This window comes from Parendozoicomonas haliclonae, from assembly GCF_900174585.1.
GTDB classification, from domain to species: domain Bacteria; phylum Pseudomonadota; class Gammaproteobacteria; order Pseudomonadales; family Endozoicomonadaceae; genus Sansalvadorimonas; species Sansalvadorimonas haliclonae.
Genome location: NZ_FWPT01000005.1, coordinates 298,881 through 322,605, shown reverse-complemented (window position 1 = coordinate 322,605; position 23,725 = coordinate 298,881). Strand labels below are relative to the sequence as shown.

18 protein-coding genes are annotated in these 23,725 nt (G+C 52.1%); 13 read left to right on the top strand and 5 right to left on the bottom strand.

The window, feature by feature from the left end; all coding sequences use genetic code 11:
* Nucleotides 1-56: 56 nt before the first annotated feature.
* A complete protein-coding gene (gene uup / locus EHSB41UT_RS12755; protein ID WP_087110392.1) occupies nucleotides 57-1,988 on the bottom strand; it encodes an ATP-binding cassette ATPase Uup in 1,932 nt (643 codons plus the stop codon).
* A gap of 210 nt (nucleotides 1,989-2,198) precedes the next feature.
* Between uup and EHSB41UT_RS12750 the strand changes: the two genes are divergently transcribed.
* The 6 genes from EHSB41UT_RS12750 (at nucleotide 2,199) to EHSB41UT_RS12725 (ending at nucleotide 9,968) form a co-directional block, all read left to right on the top strand.
* Nucleotides 2,199-2,921 carry a hypothetical protein gene (locus tag EHSB41UT_RS12750; RefSeq protein ID WP_087110390.1) on the top strand — a complete coding sequence of 241 codons (723 nt, stop codon included), beginning with the start codon at nucleotides 2,199-2,201 and terminating at the stop codon, nucleotides 2,919-2,921.
* A gap of 195 nt (nucleotides 2,922-3,116) precedes the next feature.
* Nucleotides 3,117-4,451 (top strand): efflux RND transporter periplasmic adaptor subunit, encoded by a 1,335-nt coding sequence (locus tag EHSB41UT_RS12745; RefSeq protein WP_087110389.1) that lies wholly within the window; start codon nucleotides 3,117-3,119, stop codon nucleotides 4,449-4,451.
* Nucleotides 4,448-7,624 (top strand): efflux RND transporter permease subunit, encoded by a 3,177-nt coding sequence (locus tag EHSB41UT_RS12740; protein WP_087110387.1) that lies wholly within the window; start codon nucleotides 4,448-4,450, stop codon nucleotides 7,622-7,624. The genes EHSB41UT_RS12745 and EHSB41UT_RS12740 overlap by 4 nt, the downstream gene beginning before the upstream one ends.
* A gap of 104 nt (nucleotides 7,625-7,728) precedes the next feature.
* Nucleotides 7,729-8,226, top strand: a complete 498-nt coding sequence (locus EHSB41UT_RS12735; protein ID WP_087110385.1) for a peptidylprolyl isomerase — start codon at nucleotides 7,729-7,731, stop codon at nucleotides 8,224-8,226.
* Nucleotides 8,227-8,964, top strand: a complete 738-nt coding sequence (locus tag EHSB41UT_RS12730) for a UDP-2,3-diacylglucosamine diphosphatase (RefSeq protein ID WP_242667302.1) — start codon at nucleotides 8,227-8,229, stop codon at nucleotides 8,962-8,964.
* Between the two features lie 98 nt (nucleotides 8,965-9,062).
* Nucleotides 9,063-9,968 carry a M23 family metallopeptidase gene (locus tag EHSB41UT_RS12725; protein ID WP_087110383.1) on the top strand — a complete coding sequence of 302 codons (906 nt, stop codon included), beginning with the start codon at nucleotides 9,063-9,065 and terminating at the stop codon, nucleotides 9,966-9,968.
* Here EHSB41UT_RS12725 and EHSB41UT_RS12720 read toward each other — a convergent pair.
* Together EHSB41UT_RS12720 and EHSB41UT_RS12715 are read right to left on the bottom strand one after the other, a co-directional pair.
* The gene (locus EHSB41UT_RS12720) at nucleotides 9,955-10,590 is read right to left on the bottom strand and encodes a hypothetical protein (protein ID WP_133060501.1); all 636 of its coding nucleotides are present in this window, start codon (nucleotides 10,588-10,590) and stop codon (nucleotides 9,955-9,957) included. The genes EHSB41UT_RS12725 and EHSB41UT_RS12720 overlap by 14 nt on opposite strands.
* A gap of 17 nt (nucleotides 10,591-10,607) precedes the next feature.
* Nucleotides 10,608-11,318, bottom strand: a complete 711-nt coding sequence (locus EHSB41UT_RS12715; protein ID WP_087110379.1) for a KTI12 family protein — start codon at nucleotides 11,316-11,318, stop codon at nucleotides 10,608-10,610.
* Nucleotides 11,319-11,502: 184 nt separating this feature from the next.
* On the opposite strand from EHSB41UT_RS12715, the gene EHSB41UT_RS12710 reads away from it, so the two are divergent.
* Complete coding sequence (locus tag EHSB41UT_RS12710; protein WP_133060500.1) at nucleotides 11,503-12,165, top strand: hypothetical protein; 663 nt, start codon at nucleotides 11,503-11,505, stop codon at nucleotides 12,163-12,165.
* Here the strand turns inward: EHSB41UT_RS12710 and EHSB41UT_RS12705 are convergent.
* Nucleotides 12,148-12,777, bottom strand: coding sequence for a MiaE family protein (locus EHSB41UT_RS12705; RefSeq protein WP_087110373.1), 630 nt, complete (start codon nucleotides 12,775-12,777; stop codon nucleotides 12,148-12,150). The two genes, EHSB41UT_RS12710 and EHSB41UT_RS12705, sit on opposite strands and share 18 nt — an antisense overlap.
* 234 nt (nucleotides 12,778-13,011) lie before the next feature.
* Between EHSB41UT_RS12705 and EHSB41UT_RS12700 the strand changes: the two genes are divergently transcribed.
* The 3 genes from EHSB41UT_RS12700 to acnB all read left to right on the top strand — a co-directional run bounded on the left by EHSB41UT_RS12700 (nucleotide 13,012) and on the right by acnB (nucleotide 18,395).
* The gene (locus EHSB41UT_RS12700; RefSeq protein WP_087110372.1) at nucleotides 13,012-13,869 is read left to right on the top strand and encodes a universal stress protein; all 858 of its coding nucleotides are present in this window, start codon (nucleotides 13,012-13,014) and stop codon (nucleotides 13,867-13,869) included.
* Between the two features lie 88 nt (nucleotides 13,870-13,957).
* A complete protein-coding gene (locus EHSB41UT_RS12695; protein WP_087110370.1) occupies nucleotides 13,958-15,442 on the top strand; it encodes a hypothetical protein in 1,485 nt (494 codons plus the stop codon).
* A 361-nt stretch (nucleotides 15,443-15,803) separates the two neighbouring features.
* The gene (gene acnB / locus EHSB41UT_RS12690; RefSeq protein WP_087110368.1) at nucleotides 15,804-18,395 is read left to right on the top strand and encodes a bifunctional aconitate hydratase 2/2-methylisocitrate dehydratase; all 2,592 of its coding nucleotides are present in this window, start codon (nucleotides 15,804-15,806) and stop codon (nucleotides 18,393-18,395) included.
* Between the two features lie 89 nt (nucleotides 18,396-18,484).
* Here the strand turns inward: acnB and EHSB41UT_RS12685 are convergent, their stop codons facing one another.
* Nucleotides 18,485-20,080, bottom strand: a complete 1,596-nt coding sequence (locus tag EHSB41UT_RS12685; protein ID WP_133060499.1) for an F-box protein — start codon at nucleotides 20,078-20,080, stop codon at nucleotides 18,485-18,487.
* A gap of 83 nt (nucleotides 20,081-20,163) precedes the next feature.
* On the opposite strand from EHSB41UT_RS12685, the gene EHSB41UT_RS12680 reads away from it, so the two are divergent.
* The 3 genes from EHSB41UT_RS12680 (at nucleotide 20,164) to EHSB41UT_RS12670 (ending at nucleotide 23,715) form a co-directional block, all read left to right on the top strand.
* On the top strand, nucleotides 20,164-21,492 hold the full coding sequence (locus EHSB41UT_RS12680; RefSeq protein ID WP_165767253.1) for a substrate-binding domain-containing protein: 1,329 nt from the start codon (nucleotides 20,164-20,166) through the stop codon (nucleotides 21,490-21,492).
* Nucleotides 21,493-21,552: 60 nt separating this feature from the next.
* Nucleotides 21,553-22,551, top strand: coding sequence for a glycine betaine ABC transporter substrate-binding protein (locus tag EHSB41UT_RS12675; RefSeq protein ID WP_087110362.1), 999 nt, complete (start codon nucleotides 21,553-21,555; stop codon nucleotides 22,549-22,551).
* A gap of 117 nt (nucleotides 22,552-22,668) precedes the next feature.
* Nucleotides 22,669-23,715: an NAD(P)H-dependent flavin oxidoreductase gene (locus EHSB41UT_RS12670; RefSeq protein ID WP_087110360.1), complete on the top strand. Its 1,047-nt coding sequence runs from the start codon at nucleotides 22,669-22,671 to the stop codon at nucleotides 23,713-23,715.
* Nucleotides 23,716-23,725: the final 10 nt, after the last annotated feature.

Genomic DNA, 23,725 nt, shown 5'->3' with positions numbered 1-23,725 from the left:
AACTATCTGGTTATAAGGATCGGAAACGAAGCTTCCGATCCTTATGATGTAGACGATCAGCCCTGCATATCTTCCAGTTCAGCCCAGCGATCCATCTTCGCTTCCAGCTGATCATTCAACTCCTGTAGCTTTGCCAGAGTGGATTGCACGGTCTCCTGATCTTTCTGATAGAAATCATTGGTACCGGTCAGTGCTTCCAGTTCGCCAATCGACTCTTCCAGCGCTTCAATTTCCCCCGGCAAGCCATCCAGTTCCCGCTGAAGCTTATAGCTCAGTTTCTTTTTCACCGGTTCAACAGCTGGTGTGGGTGCCGGTGCGGCCTCAACCTTGGCTTTTACTGGCTCGTCTTTGGTCTTGCCGCCATCGCCGGTTGCCGACAGCTTATCGAGACTACCGCCCTGACGCAGCCAGTCCTCAAAACCACCGACATACTCGCGAACGATGCCATCGCCTTCAAACACCAGAGAGCTACCGACAACATTATCCAGGAAGTCCCGATCGTGACTCACCAGCAGCACGGTGCCCGGGAAGTCCACCAGAATGCTTTCCAGCAGTTCCAGGGTTTCTACATCCAGATCGTTGGTCGGTTCGTCAAGTACCAGTACGTTGGCCGGTTTACTGAACAGACGGGCCAACAGCAGACGGTTACGCTCACCACCAGACAGTGCCTTCACCGGAACCCGGGTACGCTTCGGCGGGAACAGAAAGTCTTCGAGATAACTGATAATGTGGCGATCACGGCCATTAATGGAGATCTTCTCGCGACCTTCGGCGACGTTATCAATAACGGTCTTTTCCAGATCCAGCTGGTCACGCATCTGGTCGAAGTAAGCCACTTCGAGCTTGGTGCCCATTTTGATCTTGCCTTCATTCGGCTCAAGATTGCCCAGCAGGATTTTCAGCAGCGTAGACTTGCCGACACCGTTGGCACCGATCAGACCGATCTTGTCACCGCGCATCACGGTAAAGTCCAGATCACGAACCACCAGGCCCTTATCAAAGCCATGGCTGATACCGGTCGCCTCAACAACCAGCTTGCCGGATTTATCAGCGGCCTCGACCTTGAAGTCGGCATTGCCCTGCAGATTGCGGCGTTCCAGACGCTCAGCACGCAAAGCCTTCAGCGCTCGAACCCGACCTTCGTTACGGGTACGACGAGCCTTGATGCCCTGACGAATCCAGACCTCTTCCTGGGCCAGTTTCTTATCAAACAGGGCGTTATGTTCGGCTTCCACTTCCAGCGCATGGGCTTTGCGCTCAAGGAAGGTTTCATAGTTGCAGTCCCAGCTGGTCAGCTGGCCGCGATCCAATTCGATAATGCGGGTGGCCAAGGATTTCAGGAACGCGCGGTCGTGGGTAATAAACAGCAGTGCCCCACGGAATTCCTTGAGCTGTTTTTCCAGCCAGGCAATGGTGATGATATCCAGATGGTTGGTCGGTTCGTCGAGCAGCAGAACATCAGGCTCGCTCACCAGTGCCCGGGCCAGCTCAACCCGACGACGCCAGCCGCCAGACAGCTCACCCATCTTCTTATCTGCCGGCAGCTGCAGGCGTTCCAGGGTTTTCTCGACCCGTTGCTGCAGATTCCAGCCATCTTTCGCTTCCAGTTCATGCTGCACACGCTCGAAGCGCTTCATATCGGCATCGGTGCTGATGTTATGGGCAAGCTGGTTAGAAAGGGCATGCCACTCGGCAATCAATTGGCCTACGCCATCGAGACCACCGGCCACCACATCATAAACCAGCTGATCATCCGCCAGTGGCAGATCCTGGTTCAGCAGACCGACCTTGACGCCATCATCAAGGCGAATCACGCCATCATCCGGGATCGCCTGGCCGGAGACCAGACGCATCAGGGTGGATTTACCGGCGCCGTTGCGGCCAATCAGGCAGACCCGCTCCCCGGCATCAATCTGGAAGCTGGCTTTATCAAGCAGAGGCTGGTCACCATAGGCAACCGAAACATCATCAAAACGTAGGAGAGGCATGGACAGGGAGTTCCCCGATAGTCACACAAGAAAATTGGCGGCAAGGATACCGGTTTTACAGCAAGTCTGCACCGCGTAGTGCATGACACCGTTACACAGCTGCTATTACAGATTGAAACACTTATTGACTGGAGAAAGACACGCTTCCATCTAACCTGCCTTCCCAATCCTGTCTAAGCGCAGTACCTGTGGGGCGGAGCAGTCCTGACGATGAAAACTCTTTACAACCTGCTGGGGGCGGCTCTGCTCTCTGTGTTACTCCATGCCCAGCCCTGTGCTGGGTTTTACACAGACTTGCCCGTAACCCTGAATAGTCGTGTGGTGGCGGCAATGACCGGGCAGATCGCGGTTCAGAGTCTCGGCAATATTGAGGGCATGGCGTATCGCAGCGTGAATCCGCTGATCATTGGTGCCGGTATCGGCATAAACGATGCCATTATTCGCTCGGTGGTTAATGAGGTATTGGCCGGCCCGGAGCTGAATCCGGCGCAGATCCTTCAAATCGTCAGCTCCAATACCGTGCGAGCCGGTATCTCAGGCATCCTTTACGACTTTCTGCAGCGCGGGGGCATACCGGTTAATCCGGTGCTTTATGCGGGCCTCTATGCCACGGCCGATGCTTTGGTAACGGCGACGCCCTCAATAAAGGATGTAACGCCGATAATCACTGACAGAGGCGCGGCAGATCTTTGGGATACAGCCGTTCTGATTGATACTTATGCTCTCTGGCAAGGTGTGCAGGCCATGGCATTTCGGGCTGTAGGTGAGCTGGTTGGTCATATCATACCTGTGCCCTATCAGCTGGCAGGTAATTTTGTTACCCAGTTTGTGCTGATGTACGGGATGGCTGTCGCCTATATTGCCTGGCATGAGTACCACCTGACCTGGATACAACTGTGTGAAACAGACAGGTCTGTCTGCCCGCTGGGTTAAGTCCCAAAAAACTGCAGCAACTTTCAATCCTAATCTGTGATGAGCTTTGATACATCACCTTACATGGTCATTGAGTTTTGCCTTCGCCCCCTCACACTTTGTCACAGAATTCATGATAAAGTCGTTCATCAATAACAAAATACCGCTTGGTGGCTTTTCAGCCGCCTGAAGAATAACAACAGGGATTTACCACTCATGACCTTGAATAAAGGGAAGCTGGCGGTTGGTGTTATCGCCCTTTCGCTGGCTGGTTTGGCAGCCTTTCGTCTCAATAGTTATCTGCAGCCGCCGGTAATGACCAGTGAAGAGCGTGTTATCAAGGTCAGTGCTCTCACTGTTGAACCGGCGCCCTTAACCAGCTGGGTGTTTGCGGAAGGCACTGTGGAAGCCCAGCGCAAAGCCTTTTTGGATTTTGAGCGGGCCGGGAAAGTGGTTTCTGTGGGTACCGATCACAACAATCTTAGTCTTCGGGAAGGCTCGCGGGTTAGCGGCCCCACTTCACTGGAAGCCCGTGGCCAGCGTTTGGCCAGTCTGGACTCCCGCAACACCTCCGCCAATGTCAACAGTCTGTCTGCCCGCCTTCAGTCTGCCCGTCTGCGCCGGGAAGAGACCCAGGCCAATATTGACCGGGCAAAGAATGATCGCGAGCTGGCCCGTATCGCTTTTGAGCGTACCCAGAAATTAAATCAGCAGGGCTTGATCTCCCGGGATGCCCTGGACCGGGATCGTACCGCCCTGCTCAATGCCGAAGCCGCTGTGAGTGCCGTTCAAAGTGCGGAAGCCTCTGCCAAGGCGGAAGTGGAAAGCATCTCGGCTGAGCTGGAAGGTGCGCTGGTCACCCTCAGCAAAGACAGCCTGTTTGCTCCCTTTGATGGCGTGATTACGGTAATGAACCTGCGGGAAGGCAACTATTACTACCCGCCTATGGGCATCAGCAGTAACAGTGATCGGGAAAATGCGTCCGCCGTTGTTGTGGTGGATGACAGCCGCTACGAGATCACTCTGGAAATCCCGGAACAATCAGCTCGTCCCGTTAAAGAAGGGCAAACCGTCTGGGTGAGTGTCAATAGCAGCGCCCTTTACCAAAGTGCCGGTGATGGCGAGCCGGCAGATGGCGTGATGACTGGTCGGATCTGGTCGGTCAGCCCGGCGATCAGCCTGAACAGCCGCACCCGTAAGGTGAAAGTCCGCACTGATATCAACCAGCCCAATACCCTGCAGGATGGCCTGTACGCCCAGGTCTGGATTGCCGCGGTAGAAAAAAACAGCACCCTGACGCTGCCTGTTGAGGCTCTTTCCTTCCGCGACCGGATGCCATTTATCTATGTCATCGGTAACGACGATCGTGTTGAACGTCGCAGCATTACCACCGGGCTTGAAGGTCTGAGCAAAATTGAAATCACCAAGGGCCTGACCCGCGGGGAAAAGGTCGTCATTCGAGGCCAGCATCTGTTGGGGAACGACACGCTGGTAGAGGTGGTAAACGCCCCGACAACCGAGCTGGCGGTTAATGAGGAGTCGGGACAATGAGCTGGCTGCGACCTGAAGGTGCGGCCCGTCGTCTGTTCCTCGACAGTCTTCTCGCCAAACTGCTGTTGACCCTGTTTATCCTGATGGGTTTGACCGCCTGGAACACGCTGGTGCGGGAAAACTATCCCGACCTCGAAATCCCCATGGCGCTGGTGATTACCGAGTGGCCTGGGGCTTCACCCGAACAGGTGGAGAAGGAAGTCACCAAATATATTGAGGAAGAAATTAACGGGTTGAAAGGCCTTATCCGCTATGAGAGTGGTTCCTACAACTCCTACTCCATGATCTCGGTGGAATTTGATGCTGATCTGCCGGTGTCTGATGCCATGCAGCGTTTGCGGGCGGCGGTCAGCAAGGCGGAAAGTGAATTCCCCGCCAACAGCGGCGTGAAAAAGCCGGATATCGAAGAGATGACCATGTCTGACACTCCAGTGGTGAACTGGGTATTGCATGGTGATGCCAGTGATCTTCTGCTTACCGATACCGCCCAATGGGTGCAGGAAGAGCTGGAAAAAATTGATGGCGTTAAGAAGGTTGATATCAGCGGGCAGCGAGAAAAGAGCCTGCATGTACGCCTATATCCCGAAAAGTTAAGGATGCTGGGCCTCTCCCCTATTACCGTAAAGAACCTGCTGCTGGCCGCCAACCGGGATATGGGCTGGGGCGAGTTTGAAGGTGACAGCAATACCTTCTCTCTTTATCAGGAAGGTCGCTTTGACAGTGTTGACGCGGTTCGACAGCTACCCGTGATGCGTACAGGTGACAATGCTCCGGTGCGTTTGGGGGATATTGCTGACATTCAGCTGCGTCCTGACCGTCAGGAGATGATAACCGGCTTCAGCCTTAACGGTGCACCGGAGACGCCCGGCGTTATTCTGGGGGTGAAGAAACGTCCTGGGGCAGACACTCTGGGCGTTATTGCCGAATCGGAAGTGGTTATTGGCGAGCTGATGGCTAGGGGTACCTGGCCAGTGTCGCTCACCGTTACCAAGGTCAGCGATGATGCTGAACTGATCGAGACCGCCTTTAACGATATCGCCAGTTCCATGTTTCAGGCGGTGCTGATTGTCTTTGCCATTCTGATGCTGCTGCTCACCTGGCGGGCGGCTCTGATTGCGGGCCTGGCGATCCCGGTCACCCTGCTGGCGGTACTTGGCCTGATGATTCCGCTGGGTTACTCCTTTAACAGCATGGTGATGATCGGCATGGTGCTGGCACTGGGCCTGCTGGTGGATGTGTTCATTCTGGTGATGGAAGGCATGCATGAAGGGCTGTATGTCCGTAAGGAAAGCTTTACCGAGGCAGCCCTGAAAACGGTAAAGACCTTTGCCATGCCCGCGATTGCCGGTCAGCTCACCACTATTCTGGCACTGGTACCGATGATGATGGTGGGCGGTGTCGACGGTAAATTTATCCGTATCCTGCCCATTACCATTACCCTCGCACTGATTATCAGCCTGATTATCGCCTTCCTTATCTGTATTCCCCTGTCCCGCACCTTGCTGGTTGGGGAAAAGCCCCATGGTGAGCTGCCAGTCGATAAGCTGGCGCGAATTACGGGTACCCGCCTGAAAACTTTCTTGTTAAATGGCCCTCTTTCCAGCCGTGGCAAAACCCTGGGCTGGGCTGCTGGTGCTTTCAGCCTGTTCCTGTTGACGGTAATGGGTTCCAGCCTGTTACCCAGCATGATGTATCCGGAAGCGGATGATCGGAAGATTGGTGTGTCCATCGAGCTGCCGCCGGATGCCACGCTTGAGCAGAGTCGTCAGGTTACCCATAAAGCCAGCGAATGGCTGCGTGCCCAGCCGTGGATTGAGAAGTTTGTCGTTTATACCGGCGCCCGCAGCCCGGTGACGTCCGGCAATCTGCAGGAAGCCATTCTTCCCAATGAAAATGCCCACCTGGCTGGGTTCACCATCCTGCTCTACCCCAAGGATCAACGGGAAAAGCTGTCCTTTGACTACCTGCCGGATATCCGCCAAGGCCTTGAATCTGTGCTGGCTGATGAACCAGGTCTGCGTATCCAGCTGACCCATGTTGGCGGTAACCCGGATACGGCCGCACCGGTGGCGATTGCTCTGGTTGGTCCGGATTATCAGATCCTTCGGGATATCTCCACGCAGGTGAAAGCGCGAATGGCGCAGGAGCCTGGCGCAACGGATATTCGCGATAATCTGGGCGCAGCTCTGCCGGAAGCACGGTTTACCTTTGACCGGGAGATGCTCAACTTCTTTGGCCTGGATGAAAGTGATGTCAGTCAGCAAGTACGGTTGGCGATGGGTGATGATGAATATGGCCGGTTCAAGTCGGCCGGTACTGCGGATGATCCGAAGCTCCGCTTAGGTTATCTGTGGCCCAGCCGTGAAGGTGAGCTGGGTAATCCCCGTCATGTCGCTGAAGTCAGTCTGATGCAGGTGATCTCACCGAAAGGGGATGTAGTGCCGCTGGAAACATTGAGTGAATATGACGTAGACAGTGTGCCCAGAGTTTATATCCATAAGGATGGTCGTCGGGCCATTACTGTACAGGCCCGAGCCGAAGGTCAGACTGCCAGTGAAATCATGCTGGGTATGCAGGCCGATCTCGAACAGATGAAGCAGGACTGGCCGGCCGGCTACAGCTATGAGCTGGGCGGCGAACTGACCAAGGCCGGTGACAGCTACTCCGATATGGGCATGGCCTTTATTGCTGCGGTCTTGCTGATTCTGATTCTGCTGGCACTGCTCTACAACTCCATTCGCCAACCCATCATTATCCTGTTGATTATTCCACTGGGGCTGACCGGGACGCTAGGCGGGTTCTTCCTGACCAATATTCCACTGTCCTTCTCCGGCCTGATCGGCATCGTCGCCCTGGTGGGTATTGCCGTGAACAATGCCATCGTTCTGATTGATACGGCCAATCGTCATGTGGTGAGCGGGTTATCGGTGGTGGAAGCTGCGGCTCAGGCCTCTTCCGATCGTTTACGTCCGATTGTCAGTACCACCATGACCACGGTTTTGGGCCTCATGCCGCTGGCGTTCAGCGATCCGCAGTGGTATCCGCTGTGTATGGCGATTGTCTATGGACTGGTGGTTTCAACTGCCATTGCGCTGGTGATTATCCCCTGCCTGTATGCCCTGTTGGTGCCCGAACGGCTTGAAGCACAAACCGAATCTCTGGCGACCAATTAGCGGCAATTTGCCTGTGATAACTGCACAAATCCCGTAAAGCAGTTATCATAGGCAGACCTCCGCACTGCTGCGGACTTTCTTAAAGACATTTCGGATAGTATTCAATGGCTGTTATTCTGCACACCAACTACGGTGACATCACTCTGGAACTGGATGCTGAAAAGGCACCCAAGACCGTGGCCAACTTCCTGGAGTATGTGAAATCCGGTCATTACAACAACACCATCTTCCACCGGGTTATTGATAACTTCATGATCCAGGGTGGCGGCATGGCTCCGGGCATGGAAGAAAAATCCACCGGCGCACCAGTCGAAAACGAAGCGGACAATGGTCTGAAGAACAACACCGGCACTATTGCCATGGCCCGTACCATGGACCCGCACTCTGCGACTGCCCAGTTCTTTATCAACGTCTCCGACAACGACTTCCTGAACCACAGCGGCAAGAACCCTCAGGGTTGGGGCTACGCGGTATTTGGTAAAGTGACCGACGGCATGGAAGTGGTTAACAAGATCAAGGGCGTGCGCACCGGCAGCTACGGCTTCCATCAGGACGTACCGACCGAAGAAGTGATTATCGAATCTGCTGAAATCACGGAGTAAGTGTTGAGGTCGCTGTTTATCTCCGACCTGCACCTGACACCTGGACGCCCGGATATTACCCGGGCGTTTCTGCGTTTTATGGAGCAGGAAGCCCCTACCGCCCAGTCTCTGTATATCCTTGGTGATTTCTTCGAGTACTGGATTGGCGATGATGTGATGGATGAGTTTCATCACCAAATTGCGGCGGCACTGCGTAAGCTGTCCGATTCCGGGACGTCTGTTTACTTTATGCATGGCAACCGGGATTTCCTGATTGGCAAAGCCTTCTGTCGGGAAGCCGGATGCACACTGCTGCCTGACCCTTCCGTCATTACTCTGGGTAACGATGACCTGCTGCTGATGCATGGTGACAGCCTGTGCACCAGTGATAAAGGCTACATGCGTTTCCGAAAAGTGCTGCGCAACGCCCTGGTGCAGAAGCTGTTTCTCTCGCTTCCCGCCAGTCGTCGCCGCAATACTGCGCGTAAATTGCGGGATAACAGCATGGCAGCCATGCAGGACAAACCCATGAGCCTGATGGATGTTACGCCAGAAGCGGTTGAACAGGCCCTCGATCAGGCCCGGGTCAGCACGCTGATCCATGGTCATACCCATCGTGCCCATATCCATGCCCTTGAGAACCAGCGTCAGCGTATCGTGCTGGGAGACTGGGATAAGCTCGGCTGGTATCTGATTCATGATGACCAGAAGCCCGCCCATGAACGCTTCGAGATGATCAATTTCCCAATCGCCTCCTGATCCTCTTTTCTGGACTACTCTCACTCAGCCTTTGGTATCCGCATGTGGTCATTGCTACGAAAACGGCATGCAACAACTAGTCTGATGATGAGAGTTCCATGCTTCAGCTCTTTCTTTTAAAGCGACTTCAGCAAACCCTGTTTATGACGTTGATCAGCGTACCGGTGTTGGGCTTTGATAATTCTGATAAGACTCCTTCAGGCGTGCAGGTTTTGACTGAAGAGTTGGTCTTGATGAAAGGTGAAGCGCTTTGGCTGCAGCTGCCCTGCCCTGCAAGCCGCTGCGAAGCCTGCCTCGAAAACCAGCCACTCAACCTGTTCCCTTCTCCACTTAATAATGAGAACCAGAGCATGGCACTGATCGCTACACCACTCGATGGGGAAAGCTGCTACACCCTGAAAGTGAGGAAGAAAGGTAGGGATTGGCAAGATTACATACTGACCACCGAGGAACCGGATTACCCTGAAGAAGCCCTGTCGGTGAATCCGGATATGGTTAAACCTCCCGAGCAGGCTCTGGAACGTATTCAACGCGAACGCAAAGAAATCGCCAGTGCACTGAACACGACCACTCAAGGAATGATTGCCGGCGCCATGCAGCTGCCAGTGCCTCTACAGAAAATCACCAGTCCCTTTGGGATTCGTCGTCTCTATAACGGCACGGTTAAGAGTCGCCATACCGGCGTGGATCTCAGAGCGGCAGAAGGAACACCGGTGCAGGCACCTCAGAGGGGTATTGTTAGAATGGCGCAGAATAACTGGTATACCGGTGGTCATTTGATTCTTGATCATGGTCTGGGCATTACCACCAGTTATTTTCATTTGTCAGAACTATTGGTGAACCCGGGCGATGAAGTGAAAGCTGGGCAGTTGATTGCAAAAACCGGCGCTACGGGGCGTGTTACCGGCCCTCACCTGCACTGGGGCGTGCATATTCAAGGTGTACCGGTAAACCCGTTAAAATTTGTTGAAGACTTGAACGCGTTTTTTCTCAACCGTAATTAATTCTGGGGTTACTCTTCTTCCGAAGTGGGCGTTCGTCACACAGCATGCCTTTTTGGTTATACATATTAAAAGGCAAAGAAGACGCAAGAATGCACTCTTTGGGCTGAGGCTTGAAATGTCCCCGAATATCCTGCACAAACGGATACAGAGACGCTTCTGCCTCTTCGATATCGGTCATTTGGGTATAAAAAACATCTCCCTTGTCACTGAAGGCAGGTTCGATTTCACCACGACTGATCTTTACCAGTAGTAACGGCGCTTTAAGTTCAGCCTGCGATAAACACTTGAAAGCCATATCCAGTCTGACCTTGTCACTGCTCATTTCACCTCGATCCACCTTATTTTGCTGGTTCTGTAACTCAAGCTTCTTGCTATAGAAATCAGCCACCACATCCTGCTTTCCGGCGGGAATAGTTATGGTTCGGCTCATCAGTGATTTGTCTCTGGGCTTAATCTGGAAATAGAGCCCAGAGCTTTCATCAAGCCCTAGAGCCGCCGGTAAAACTTGTTGATTAACCAGCTGGCAGCCAAGCCAGGAATCCACTTCATCGAGGGCATCATAAGCTTTGCCCATCTCGGTATAGGGGGAGACTACAACCTGATTCTTTAATGATGCTGCCATAATAATCTCCTTACTGATCAACCCTGATCTTTGGAATAAGCTACGCCATCTTTCGGATCACGCCGACGAGGGATGTGGTCGCGTCCACTCAATGTGGTTCTAATCCTGGCTCTTGGTTGTATTTCCCGTCTTTCTCTTTCGAGCAGCTGGGGAGTACTGTATGGGGTGCCATTGGCATTATTGAATGGAATGGTGACCTCAGGCGTTGGTGCGGTCACTACAAACATTGGTCTTTCCCATTTGCCTTGTGTGGCAGTGTCATAACTGTTGGGAATGGGATAGAGGCGTACCCCGGCATCTATCAGCTCATCAGTGTATAAACCGACAACCCGCTCCTTCGATCTTTTCTTATTTTCGGGCGCGCGCAGATAGGCAAACAGAAAGGGTTCGTTAACCAGGCTGACTGTGGACTCTTCATATCTTTGCGTGCCGATCACCTCATAATCATCATGAAGATCAACAAATCCAGGGCGATAAAAATCAGCCAGTTTAGTGCGCCCCATAACCTGTGCAGGGGACAGACTGATTGTCCGCTGGTCAATCGGAATCTGTGATTCTGGCACCTTGGCATAGACAAGCTGATGACCGGAAATCTGCAGCTCAGCGGCGACATGATTAGAGATTTTTCGTTCGAGAGTTTGTACGCAGAATTCTCTTATCTGCAGTCCCGCAAACAGATCGGACAATCGATCAGAAGACTGTGGGCTGGGTCTGAGAGGGCTGGCCATCCGAATACTCCAATACTGATATTTTCGCTATGCGGTATTGGAAACCGGGGGAATACGTAAGTTTTTGGTGGGGAGGTTATCTGTCAGTGATTCTGCCCGTATCGTTAACCAGAGGCATCATTTTCCTGTTTTAAGAGTCTATAGACGAGCGGAACATAAACAGTTCAGACCAGGCAGTATTAATATGAAAGCAGCAGGATCAACACCACCAAGAAGCGCTGAAAACAGCCCCAACCCACCGATTCGCCGTAAAAGGAGTAGTCTGTCCGATAGTCTTCATGAGACCCGCGATAGCCGGCGTTGCTCACTGACTGCAAGTCAGAAGGTTAGCCATGAATTAATGACTTTTATGAATGTTGATCATAAAACCCAGCTCTATGTTCCAATCCACGAGCGCTCTGTGGTCAGTGAAAAGCAAAGCAGAGTGAGCTTTCAATACTCTTCCGATATTCCCTGTAAAGACCGTATGGTGTGTGATTTCTATTCTGTACCCGCCACTAAAGCATCACAGACGGCGCTCAATACCATGGAGCTGGATATGTCTTATTTTCATTCATTCTCATTACGGGATCAGGGGTGTCGGGTCTTTACCAACGATAGAAATATCACACCGGCAGTACAGTGCTACCGCTACTCAAGTTCAATTGTACCGCCGCTAAAATCACCTATTGTGATAATGACCCTCGGTGAGCTGCTACAACCTAATGGTCGTCTTTATCCTATGGGTATACAGGATGAGGGACAGTTCAGCGAAATTACCGTGACACTGTCCCATCAACATATTTACCAGGGACAGCGTTTTATTCCCGAATATGAACAAACCAGCGAATCAACAGCCGAGAGTTGATGCCGGGCATCCGGAGTGGAAGCGAAATTCCTCATCAGGATCTTCCACTGCCGCCCGGTCCGCTTCCGCAAACACTGCAATCCGGTCGGCGACATCATAGCCGGCCACATTTCTGGCCAGGGTCAGATAATCCTGAAAGTGACGGGCTTCCGACTTCAATAACCCCAGGTAAAACTTCTGCAGCTCTTCATCCAATAGTGGCGCTATGGCTTCAAAGCGTTCACAGCTGCGGGCTTCAATAAAGGCACCTACCACCAGAGTATCAATCATCCGTTCCGGTTCATGGGTGCGGACATTGGCGCGCATACGGGAGGCATAACGGGATGCGGAGAGAGGCTCATAGGCAATGCCGCGCTTTTTCAGCAGTCGCAGTACCTGTTCATAATGGACAAGCTCTTCCCGGGCCAGACGGGACATCTTGTTCTGTAAATCCAGATGACCGGTGTAACGGAACATCAGATTAATGGCGGTCGCTGCGGCTTTCTTTTCACAGTTGGCATGGTCGATCAGCAAAGTATCGAGGTTCTCAACCGCCTGCGCCAGCCAGGCGTCAGGTGTTGCACATAACAGAAACTGATCCCGCTCAGGTAACTGCCAGTTCTGTCCGCTCATGATGGTATTGTCCTTATTATTGCTCGTGCGCGCATTATACCTATATTTCCGTAAGCAGACGTAGCCCTGCAAAACGAGGAATTTCACCCCAAAAAGAACAAACGTTCGTCCAGATTGCGGCGCAAACTTTGACCTGCATCAAATTTTACTGTGTTATCACTGTTATTCTAGTTTCATAAGAAGCCTGACAGTCTGATAACAATTTTTAAAACAACGTGCTAAAGGGAGTGCTTCATGCGTAGTTTGACCAGAATCCTTGCCATTGTTGATACCCGAAAAGAGATCAGCATTGCCTTGAACCGGGCCCGGATGATTGCCAAAGCGACGGGCGTTCCCCTGGTGGCACTGGCTCCCAACCCACACCCAACCGAGCAGACCAAAGCCGCTCTTGAAGCCATGCTGAAACCGCTGCGTGATGAAGGTCTGGATGTGACCGGCAGTGAGCAGTGGCATGGCGGTGTTATCGAAACCATTATCCATGTGCGTCAGGTTGAGCGCTGCAGTCTGGTTATAAAACAGCCCAAGAAAGAACATGGCCTGAAAACCCTGATCAGTCGTCCGGAAGACTGGAACCTGCTGCGTCAGTGCCGGGTGCCTATTCTGTTGGTGCGTAATGATACCAGCTGGATGAAAGGCCGGATTCTGGCTGCGATTGATGCCTGCCCGAAAGACAGTGACCACGCCATCCTCAATGATGTCATTCTGGAACACGCTGCGGCCATCGCCAATTTCACCGAAAGTGAGTTGCATATGGGCAGTGCCTATCCAGGCCTGATGCTGACCGGCGAAGATACTGAAGCCGATGCCCGCAATCGTTATCAGGACAACTGCGAAAAGCTGGCCGAGCAGTATGAAGTTCCAACAGACAATATCCATGTGAAGGAAGGCCCGGCGGAAACCTTTATCCCGGAACTGAGCAAAGAAGTGGATGCCTCTCTGGTGGTGATGGGGACTGTGGCCAATACCAGCCTGAAGGGGGCTCTGCTGGGCAATACCGCTGAGCAGATTCTCGGTATGATCCATACCGATGTGCTGGCTCTGCGCCCTCGGGATCTGATGGATCCGCTGGAAAAAGTCCTCGGCAAAAATTAATAACACGCTGTCACTGGCTGACAGCCCACCCTTCTCCTACATTATCCCGACTTTTATAAAGGCAGGTTAATGTGGGGGAAGAGTATCCGTGTCGATTAAGGCCTTCACACCTGCCCTGTTCACTTCTGCATTCCTGATAGCCCTTCTGCTGTGCAACGCTGTTTATGCTGACTCCTCTCAGTCCGGCATGAATGACTGGACCAATAACAGTGAGATACAGCTGCTTCAGGGCAGTGGTCGTAACTTTGATCTGGCGACACTGCCGGAATGGATGCCCGCCTATATGGTCCGTAATATGTCCATTCCCCGGCCACCTTTGCCCAATGCCGTCACCGATATTGCCGGTGCGGAAACCATGGCTGCGCTCAAGGCCGTTGGCATTGCTGCGGGCTCCAGCCTGCTCTACCCGTTATTGCGCAGCTTTCATTGGGATGAAAAGGGGTACGATAATCTCCTGACCCATCAATCGCTCCGGGGTACCCTCTGGCACCTCCTGGCTGCAGGTAATCTGCAACAGATCACGGAAAGTGAAAATCTGCAGGACACTTTGTTTCGGGCCTTGGTACTGACCAACTTTTCCCCCTGGCTGGCGAACCGTTTGCCAGATAATTTACTCGGTTATCTTCTTGCGAGTCTTCCGGCTTATAGTCACACCCTGTTTAAAACACTGACCGATCCGAATCTGCAACTGCTGCCAGACAACCAGCACATATTGCCGATTGCCTTTGAGAATCAAACCCTGAGCCGTCAGGGGCGGGTTACGCTGATTTATAACACCAGCCATACGGGTCGCGATTCGGTCATTGATATTGAACTCTTTCCGCAAAGTCGCATCGTTGATGACAGCGTCGAAGAAACAGCCGCGACTCGGGCCTGGCTGACTCTTTTTGATCAGGCACGACTGCGTAAAATTTATCGTTTACGGCTGTATCCGGTGAGTGATGACATTACTACCCGGCTGTATCTGCAATCATTCACTGAACAAGGCTCTGGCTCTCATACACTGGTTGCCAGCTATCTGCATAATGATCAACCAATAAACTGGTGGCACAGCGACTTATCGGACAGCAATGATCTGGCCATTAATACCCTGAACCCGTTATCCCATCAGATCATTCAGCGATTGCCGGATTATTTACCGGAAGCACTGGCCAATAGGGAAACGCCCATTCAACCACCGCTATTGCTGCATTCTTCCCGCAGCGTAGTCAGCGATACTCTGGCCACCATCAATAGCCCCGGAGAGCAGCCGGGTCTCCTGCTTCTGGACTGGCAGGATCAAAGCCTGCATCCGACTCTGCCCCGCATCAGCCTGATTACCGACGTTGAACCCATTACTGTTCAGCTTAATTATCTGCGCGCCATGACCAACAGCCAGCCGGCTCAATTAAACTACCGAACTCAGGAACTGTACAAGCTAGGGCATCAAGCGGTCTGGTGGCTGGCTGCCGGGCTGATGAATGCCGCATCCCGGTCTGTAGGGGAACGTTTCTACCGTGCTGCCCGTATGCAGATGCCGGCTGTTCATTTCCGCAACACATACAATGCTTATTATTCCGATACAGGGACCTGATTCGAGGCTATAACCCCATAAAATTAAGGGAAATAACCGGTATTCACTGTATTTATAATTGTTGCCTCGGTATCTACTTAACTTGATAGTGGTCCATCGGTTATACTCACGCCGCCGACAACAAAACGAATTCAGTAACGCGGCTCTGCCACGGGCTGGATTGCCGGACAGACTCACTTTTCTACGACTGCGTGCTTCTCCCTGGCATGCCAACAAGCAACCCATGGAAGGCCCTATCAGGCACGGAGTCTGTCGCGCTCCTGTTCATGCATTACATACAGGCATGAATACGCTACCCGCACGAGCCAGGCAATTTGGCCGGACAACACTGTCAGGCAGATCCTTTGATGAGGGTAATTGAATGCTAGAAGCATATCGTAAACACGTCGAAGAGCGTGCAGCGGAAGGTGTCCCGCCAAAACCTCTGAACGCCGATCAGGTGACCGACCTGGTTGAGCTGCTTAAAAACCCTCCTGCAGGTGAAGAAGAGTTCCTGCTCGATCTGCTGGAAAACCGTATTCCTCCTGGTGTTGACGAAGCGGCTTACGTAAAAGCCGGTTTCCTGTCCGCAATCGTCGCCGGTGAAGCCAGCTCTCCACTGCTGACCAAAGAGAAAGCCGTTGCCCTGCTTGGCAATATGCACGGTGGTTACAACATTACCACTCTGGTTGAACTGCTGGATGATGCCAATCTGGCAGAACTGGCAGCAACCGAGCTGAAAAGCACCCTGCTGATGTTTGATGCTTTCCACGATGTGGAAGAGAAAGCCAAGGCCGGTAATGCCAATGCCAAAGCCGTGCTGCAAAGCTGGGCAGACGCAGAGTGGTTTACTCAGCGTCCTAAAGTGGCTGACAGCATCAAGATGACCGTATTCAAGGTCACCGGTGAAACCAACACCGACGATCTGTCTCCGGCGCCGGATGCCTGGTCCCGTCCCGATATCCCTCTGCATGCCCGCGCGGCCTACAAGATGACCCGTGACGGTCTGACCCCGGAAGAGCACGGTGTTACCGGCCCTATGGCTCAGATCGAAGAGATCAAGGCGAAAGGCCTGCCGGTTGCGTTTGTTGGGGACGTGGTTGGCACCGGTTCTTCCCGTAAGTCTGCGACTAACTCTGTACTGTGGTTCTTCGGTGATGATATGCCGGGCGTGCCTAACAAGCGCGGCGGTGGTGTCTGCATCGGCGGTAAGGTGGCTCCTATCTTCTTCAACACCATGGAAGATGCTGGCGCGCTGGTTTTTGAAGCCCCGGTTGACAAGATGAACATGGGTGACGTGATTGATATCCGTCCTTATGAAGGCAAGGTACTGAACGAAGCCGGCGAAACCATCTCCGAGTTTTCCTACAAGTCCGACGTGATTCTGGATGAAGTCCAGGCCGGTGGCCGTATTAATCTGATTATCGGTCGTGGTCTGACTGACAAGGCTCGCGAAGCTCTGGGGCTGGGCGCTTCTGATGTGTTCCGTCGTCCGGTTGCTCCGAACGATTCCGGCAAGGGCTTTACCCTGGCTCAGAAGATGGTCGGCAAGGCCTGTGGTGTTGAAGGCGTACGTGCCGGTCAGTACTGCGAGCCTAAGATGACCACTGTTGGTTCCCAGGACACTACTGGCCCAATGACCCGTGACGAACTGAAAGACCTGGCTTGCCTGGGCTTCTCTTCCGATCTGGTTATGCAGTCTTTCTGTCACACCGCGGCTTATCCAAAGCCTGTTGACGTTGAAATGCAGCACACCCTGCCAGACTTCATCATGAACCGTGGTGGTGTTGCCCTGCGTCCGGGCGACGGTATCATCCACAGCTGGCTGAACCGTATGCTGCTGCCAGATACCGTGGGTACCGGTGGTGACTCCCACACCCGTTTCCCAATGGGCATCTCCTTCCCGGCCGGTTCCGGTCTGGTTGCTTTTGCTGCGGCTACCGGTGTTATGCCGCTGGATATGCCAGAGTCCATTCTTGTGCGCTTCAAAGGCGAAATGCAGCCGGGTATCACCCTGCGTGATCTGGTACACGCCATTCCTTTGTACGGTATCAAGCAAGGTCTGCTGACCGTTGAGAAAGCCGGTAAGAAGAACGCCTTCTCCGGTCGCGTACTGGAAATCGAAGGTCTGGAATCCCTGACCGTTGAGCAGGCATTCGAGCTGTCCGATGCTTCTGCCGAGCGTTCCGCTGCCGGTTGTACCATCACGCTGTCCGAAGAGTCTGTGGCTGAGTACCTGCGCTCCAACATCACCATGCTGCGCTGGATGATCAGCGAAGGTTACGGCGACCCTCGTACTCTGGAGCGTCGTGCTCAGAAGATGGAAGAGTGGCTGGCCAACCCTGAGCTGATGCGTGCTGACGCTGACGCCGAGTACGCGGAAATCATCGAGATCGATCTGGCCGATATCAAGGAGCCTATCCTGTGTGCGCCAAACGATCCTGACGATGCCCGTACTCTGTCTGATGTTGCCGGCGACAAGGTTGATGAAGTCTTCCTGGGTTCCTGCATGACCAACATCGGTCACTTCCGTGCCGCTGGTAAGCTGCTGGAGCAGAACAAAGAGCCGCTGCAGACCCGCTTCTGGATGAGTCCTCCGACCAAGATGGACAAAGACCAGTTGATGGAGGAAGGCTACTACAACATTTACGGCAAGGCCGGTGTCCGTACCGAAGTTCCGGGCTGCTCCCTGTGCATGGGTAACCAGGCACGAGTGAACGCCGGTGCGACTGTACTGTCCACTTCCACCCGTAACTTCCCGAACCGTCTGGGTGACGGCGCCAATGTTTACCTCTGCTCTGCCGAACTGGCAGCAGTAGGTGCGATCATTGGCCGTATCCCGACTGCGGACGAGTACATGGCTTATGCTCAGAACCTCGACAGCATGTCCGGTGAAATCTATCGCTACCTGAACTTTGACAAGGTTGCCAGCTACCAGAAGGCGGCTGACGCGATTATTGCCAAAGCCAGCTAACGCTTCGCTTTTTAACTAAGCGCCAAAAGACCGGAAGCCCTCAAGGGTTTCCGGTCTTTTTTATTCCCGGTCTATTGTTAGCGGCTCGATCAAGCGGCAGGCACACGAAGATGATATCTTTTGGAAGGCGGCTGTAACCTTAACGTCTGCTCAGTCTTCTGTTTATGCTTAGCCCTGCCGAGTTGCTGCTCTGCCCTGTTATTTCCCATCTTTCCGATAGTCAGGTAGTGCATGATGCTGCCTGTGGTCACGATGACATGAAAATTATCTTTGGTGAATGAAACGTGATCAACAGCATGACAAAAACGATAGATTCCTTTCTGCATCCAGATGCCATAGCAGGTGCGGCCATAGATCCGCAGGGTTTTATCATTGGCTGCGACACCTAACAGGACAGAGTTAGGGCTGAAACTGATATGGCGTATGGTCTTGTCACAACGAATGACTCCCGTTTGGTGCCAAAAACAACTATGCCGATTGAAGGTATACACCAGCGCACATTTTGTAGTGAGTAATTGTGCAGGTGGCCCTAAACCCGGCTTAAACACACAGTGGTAGCTGTCGGGGCTAAATGTGACCTGAATAGGCGTAGGGGGTGACTCTTCATGAAGCACAGAAATCAATGGGGAGCTTCGCGCCCATTTTTTCGATTCCATCTGAGAAAACATTTCCATACAGGCTCTGTTCACTGTGACCACATGTAACCAGTCCGGGCTGAACACCTCGCGAATATACCCTGGGCACCCTTCAGGAGATAGAACCTTGGTGATACTGCTGGCTTTCACAGGGGTAATTGGATTTATGGCTGATTCCCTGGCGTTGGCCACCTTCTTGGGATTGGGTCTTTTATAGGCAGACCATCGCCCTTGCTGATCTCTGCGGGAGATAAACACACCCTGCTCAATAGTTTCAGCCACAAAAAAACAGCTGTCCTCTGAGAAATAGCTTTTGCCTAGTATGGGAGCAAGATTCAGATCCTTCACGTGTACTGGTGGATGGATGCCCGCAATACGAAACAACTCCGTTTGCACAAAAATATGATCATCGCTAATGGCAAAGTGTGTTCCGTCAGCAGATAACTGAGGGTAACTATTCTCCTGATATGCGGAATGTTTTCGGCAGAATATCCGATACAACCTCAGCTCTGGCAGCCTTCCCAGTGTTTTGGCGATGGAGAGGTTCACCCGTTCGGGAAAATCAGGCAGGGCTTTACAGGATTCCAGATCGTCAACCTCATCTGAATCTGATTGAACCACCTGCAGCCAAGGCTTGATGGCGTAGGAAAAATACTCCGGTTGATAACAGACCGGCAACTGCCCTGCACAGGTTTTGGCAAAAGCCCGCCCGGAACTGATGTGCCAGCTGGCAATCTGATAACAGCTACGGCTGACCCGTGAGAAAGCCATAAGTCCACGAATGGGAAGAAAACTGGCTATATGTTCAAGTGTTTCTACCGAAAACCCTTGAAACGGAGCTTGTTGCGGTCGTGATTGGGCGGTCTCTGGAGCAGAAAGGGAGGTAGGATTATTCCCTGATGTCGATATCTGCATACTCTCCACAATTACCTCCTGCAGCCTGTTTCCAAGTCCTGTTATAAACGCATGGAACTTATGGAATCCCCGTTTAGGAGAATGTTCCTGCGAACGAAGAACGTGGACTGACACTCTGGTCAGAAATACAGACACAGGCTGACCCATTCTGTGCTTTTGGGAAGAAATCAGATGATCGTCTATATTTAACCGGTTGAGCTGAAAGAATGGATTCACTGATGAAAAAAGGATTATTCGGCTTAATAGGCTTATTTTCGCTCCACTTATGGGCCTTCCCAGCTTTTGGGGGGGCGCCCCATCTCTTTGAAATCCATGGCTCCAACACTGTTGGTGCCCGGTTGGCTCCTGTACTGGTTGAAGCCTACTTACAGGATCAGGGCTGCCAGCAGGTCGAAATATCCCAGCAAAGCACAAACTATGAAACCCTGGTTACCTGCCTGTCCTCATCACCCACCACATCCATCAGAATCGTTTCAAAAGGTTCCAGTACCGGTTTTGATGCTCTCAATAACAATGAGGCACAAATTGTGGCTTCTTCACGAAAAATACGGGAGCAGGAGGTTGCTGCGTTAGCCAATTATGGCGATCTCTCAGCGCCTGAATCCGAACATGTGATCGCCCTCAATGCCGTCAATATAATTGTTAACAACACGAATCCGCTTAATGCTCTGACACTATCGGATACCGCCAAGCTGTTTAAAGGACTCTATGGCAACTGGACGCGACTGGAAGGGAGCAACCAAACCGTAACCATTATGGCGCGTGACAAGAAGTCAGGGACCCGGACAGTTTTTGAGAATGTCGTCATGGGTTCAGGAAACCCGATCTATTATCAACACAAGTCATTTACCTCCAACGATGAACTTTCTAAAGCCGTCGCCAACAATAAAGGCGCTGTTGGGTTTGTAGGATTTAGTAATAATCCACGGAATAAGGTACTTGCGTTATCCATCACCAAGGACCGGCAGATAAAGCCCGACCAGGCCAGCATCCTGACCGAAGACTACCCACTCTCCAACCGTTTGTATTTCTATATGCCAGCGGACACGAGTAATGAAGAGGCCCGGCGCTTTTATCAATTTATTAAGTCCTCGGACCACAGCAAGCTTGTCACAGATGCAGGCTTCATTCCGGCCACAATCAACACAATCCCTGTGAGTTACGAAGGTCTCTCCACACGCTATAAGCGCGCCACCGTTGGCTATCAACGACTAAGCACCAATATCCGCTTCTCCCCCAGCGGTAAGGTGATTGATAACTTTGGCCTGCAAAGCATCGAGAAGATTGTCGAGTTTATGGAAAACAATAACGGCTCCCTTCTGCTGATTGGCTTTTATGGTCTGTCAGAAGGAAACCGTTCCCGGGAGTTCTCAGCGGTTAAGGCTAAACAGGTCAGTGCCGCGCTGGTAAAAGCCGGTATCAGCCGAAGTCGAATTCTGGTGCGTGGATTAGGAAGTCGGCATCTGCTCTCTCCAGGACGGACAAAGCAGGATGATATGAGAAATATTCGGGTTGAGGCCTGGTTTAAACCCTGGTTTTCAAAATAGTGGTACCAGTCTCCAACCTATAATTACTGATATGAACATGACAGAAGCAGGGATGCTTTTATGAAAACGTTTATTCTGTCCTTAATTTTCATTCTCGGCTCACCCTTATCCTGGGGCTCCGACCGAGAGTGCGAAAATTTCACCATTGCTGATATGAACTGGAACTCGGCCAGCTTCATTGCCCATGTTGATCAATTTATTCTTGAACATGGCTTTGGCTGCCCTGCCTCATTGGTTCCTGGTAATACTCAGGCAACAGGAAAAGAACTGCTCAATGAGGGAAAACCTGATGTGGTTCCAGAGTTGTGGATTCATGCCATGAGTGAGGCCTTCGATCAGGCGGTGGTCAATAATCAACTGCTTTACGCCGGTGAACCGTTTTCCGATGGAGCCATAGAAGGGTTCTGGGTACCGGAATATATGGTCAAGCAACAACCCGAACTCGCAACGATTAGTGGTGTTATCAAACACGCTGCCCTGTTTAGCTCAAATGGTGCTAAAGCGCCGTTTTATGGTTGTCCTGAGGGCTGGAACTGTCATATCTCATCCAAAAATCTATTCAAAGCCCTGAAACTGGAGGACGCTAACTTTGAATTTGTGACTGCTGCCAGTGGCGCTGAGTTAATGAGTTCTCTCCAGCAGGCCTATGAAAAACAACAGCCCTGGTTCGGTTATTACTGGTCGCCAACCGCTGTATTGGGTCAATATAAAATGCGTCTGGTGGATTTTGAATCGGGCATCGATAAACAAGAGTTCAAACGCTGCACTTCACAGCCTGAGTGTACTGACACCAAAGTCACCATGTACCCATCCCCGGAAATTAAAACCGTTATCACCACTCACTTTGCCCGTACTTTGCCACGCTCGGTCAAGTATTTTGCCCGGAGGGGCTGGAGCGATGCACAGATGAATGAAATCCTCGCCTGGATGGAAGAAAACCAAGCTGATGGCGAGGCGGCCATGGAATATTTTCTTAAAAATCACGGGCCGATATGGCGCCGCTGGCTGGATGGCCCAGCCGCACGCTCGGTGAAGAAAGCGTTAAAGGATTTGCAGTAGAAATAACGGCTATTCATCGGTTTGTCTTGAGGCATACCCGCAATATTTATAAGGTCTCGCTATGAGACCTTTTTTGTGCCTTAAGTTGCGCTGTTAAAAATAATAAAGGACACCGTTATGTCGCTCTGCCTCACCCTCGGTATTGAGAAGCCCGTTATCCAGGCACCTATGGCAGGTGTTCAAAACTGGGAATTGGCGCTTGCGGTCAGTGAGGCCGGAGGTCTGGGTTCTATTCCCTGCGGCATGTTGTCTCCGGAACAAATCACTAATGAAATTAAGCAGTTCCGTGAACATTCAGATAAGCCTTATAACCTCAACTTTTTCTGTCATACCATGCCAGAAATCAGCAACGATGAACTGACTGATTGGCAACAGTTGCTCGCTCCCTACTATCAGGAGCTGGGGATTGAACCCTCTGACAACATAAACGGCTTACGACGTCCTTTTGATCAAACCATCGCTGACGTATTGGAATCCTATCGCCCACCAATTATGAGTTTCCACTTTGGCCTGCCCTCACCCGAACTGGTTCAGAGAATCAAATCCTGGGGAACCGTTATCCTGTCATCGGCCACAACTGTTGAAGAAGGTCTGTGGTTGCAGGAAAACGGAGCCGATATGGTGATAGCCCAAGGTTCGGAAGCAGGTGGACATCGGGCTATGTTTCTAACGGATGATCCCAATACCCAGCGTACAACCGCAGAACTGGTAACCGAGCTCAGTAGTGCGTTATCTGTTCCCATCATTGCGGCTGGTGGTATTGCCAGTCATCAAGATGTATTTGATCTGATGAAGCTTGGTGCCGAGGCTGTGCAGATTGGCACCTCTTACCTACTGTGTGATGAAGCCAAAACCTCAATTCTACACCGCCAAAGACTGAAAGATGGTGCTTCACCTACAGCACTGACCAATCTGTTTAGTGGACGACTTGCCCGTGGTATCAGCAACCGACTGATGCAAGATCTTCAATATATCAATGAGCATGTGACCTCCTTCCCTTACGCTTCGGTGGCGCTGGCACCTTTACGGGCAAAAGCAGAAGCTCTGGGACGTGACGACTTTTCTCCCTTATGGGCAGGTATCAATCAGCAAGGTTGTCAGGAGATATCTGCAAGTCGTTTGACACAGGTCTTTTGGAATAACACCACCCAGCCGGATAATTAAATTTATCGGA